This window comes from Variovorax glucosi (assembly GCF_051216695.1).
GTDB lineage: Bacteria > Pseudomonadota > Gammaproteobacteria > Burkholderiales > Burkholderiaceae_C > Variovorax.
In genome coordinates this window covers 1-1010 of sequence record NZ_JBPJZE010000448.1, presented here as the reverse complement: position 1 = coordinate 1010, position 1010 = coordinate 1, and the positions used below count along the sequence as shown (strand labels likewise).

At 63.9% G+C, this 1010-nt stretch carries 1 protein-coding gene and 1 pseudogene; one reads left to right on the top strand and one right to left on the bottom strand.

The annotated features are described in order from the left end of the window. The coding region (locus ACSFA3_RS26415; RefSeq protein ID WP_435508250.1) for an efflux RND transporter permease subunit at nucleotides 1–764 on the top strand (764 nt) is incomplete at its 5' end. A gap of 70 nt (nucleotides 765–834) precedes the next feature. Here ACSFA3_RS26415 and ACSFA3_RS26410 read toward each other — a convergent pair. Then, nucleotides 835–1010, bottom strand: a pseudogene (locus tag ACSFA3_RS26410) (branched-chain amino acid ABC transporter substrate-binding protein); the annotation flags it as partial.

Genomic DNA, 1010 nt, shown 5'->3' with positions numbered 1-1010 from the left:
ACACGCCGCAGTTCGCCATCGACATCGACGACCGCAAGGCCTCGGCGCTGGGCCTGTCGACTTCGGACATCAACGACACGCTGTCCAGCGCCATGGGCGGCAGCTATGTGAACGACTTCATCAGCAACGGTCGCGTGAAGAAGGTCTATGTGCAGGCCGACGCGCCCTTCCGCATGCAGCCTGACAGCGTAAACAGCTGGTACGTGCGCAATGCAAGCAGCGAGATGGTGCCGTTCTCGGCCTTCGCCAGCAGCCGCTGGACGTATGGCTCGCCGCAGCTGTCGCGCTACAACGGCATGTCGTCGTTCGAGCTGATCGGCGACCCTGCCGCGGGTGTGAGCTCGGGCGCGGCGATGGATGCGGTGGAAAACATCATGAAGCAGCTGCCGCAGGGCATCGGCTACGAATGGGCCGGCAGCTCGTATCAGGAACGCCTGTCGGGCTCGCAGGCGCCGCTGCTCTACGCGGTGTCGATTTTGTTCGTGTTCCTGTGCCTCGCGGCGCTGTACGAGAGCTGGTCGGTGCCGTTCTCGGTGATTCTGGTGGTGCCGCTGGGCGTGCTGGGCGCGGTGCTGGCGACGAAGCTGGCGGGGCTGTCGAACGCGGCGATCCATGCACCGTGGATGGCGTCGCCGGTGGAGCTGGAGGCGGCCGGCATCAAGCTGGGCGAGACGTACCCGAAGCCGGTGGTGGACCATGCCGAGGCGCGCGAGAAGACGTTGCAGCGCTACGGAGTGGCGCGGGCGAAGGCGCTGCAGAAATAGAAATAGAAAAAGAAAAGGGCCCGAAGGCCCTTTTCTCTTTTGCGGACAACCGCAGGTTTGCCGAAACGAATCAGCGCACCACGGCGATCTGCGTGCGTGCACCACCCTTGTAGGTGTACAGCGTCAGGGCACCATTCTTGATGTCGCCCTTTTCGTCGAAGGCGATCGGGCCGGTCACGCCCTTGTATTGCACCTTGCCGACTTCAGGCAGGTACTTGGCGGGGTCGGACGAACCGGCCTTCACCA